1 protein-coding gene is annotated in these 601 nt (G+C 56.4%); it reads left to right on the plus strand.

What is annotated here, in order from left to right; genetic code table 11:
- Positions 1-601, plus strand: a 601-nt coding sequence (locus NKJ17_RS33955) for a glycogen debranching N-terminal domain-containing protein (RefSeq protein ID WP_352692076.1), incomplete at both ends; no start/stop codon positions are given.

Raw genomic sequence — 601 nt, forward strand, 5'->3', positions numbered from 1 at the left:
GGTCAATCAGGGGTTCGCGACGGAAACGAACCATGTGCCAGCAGGCAGCCTGGGGCTGGTAATCGGCCGCGCCTTGGATGGAGGGCTGCATGAGGATTTTGAACTCGTAAACCACGGGCAAATGTCAGTGCGCTTCAATTTGGAAGTTGCCATGCGCAGCGACTTTGCCGATCTTTTCGAAGTCAAGGCCGACGCGATCGTCCGCCGCGGACGTATTACCACGGAATGGCTGTCCAGAGCGGCGAGCCTTCGTACCTCCTACGTGAATCGAGACTTCAAGCGAGACGTCATTGTCAAGGTCCGCCGAATGGCCTCAAAGCCCGTCTATGCCAATGGCCGGATCAGCTTCGATATCAAGCTCGAACCGGGCGCGAAATGGCATGCTTGCCTTCTCTATGACTTTAGAAATGGCGAGACAATCTATCGCGCGCCCCGAGTCTGCATTGACAAATGCCTCGAGTCGAAAACTGCAAAACGCCTCGCCGGATGGCAACGCAGCGCCTTGAAGTTCAACTGTTCCAATGGCGAATTTCACCGCTTCTACCATCAGGCGGTAGAAGACATGGCCGCGCTGCGGCTGCCGATCGAAGGAACGGACGAA

It is taken from the genome of Mesorhizobium sp. M0208, assembly GCF_040322015.1.
Taxonomy (GTDB): Bacteria; Pseudomonadota; Alphaproteobacteria; order Rhizobiales; family Rhizobiaceae; genus Mesorhizobium.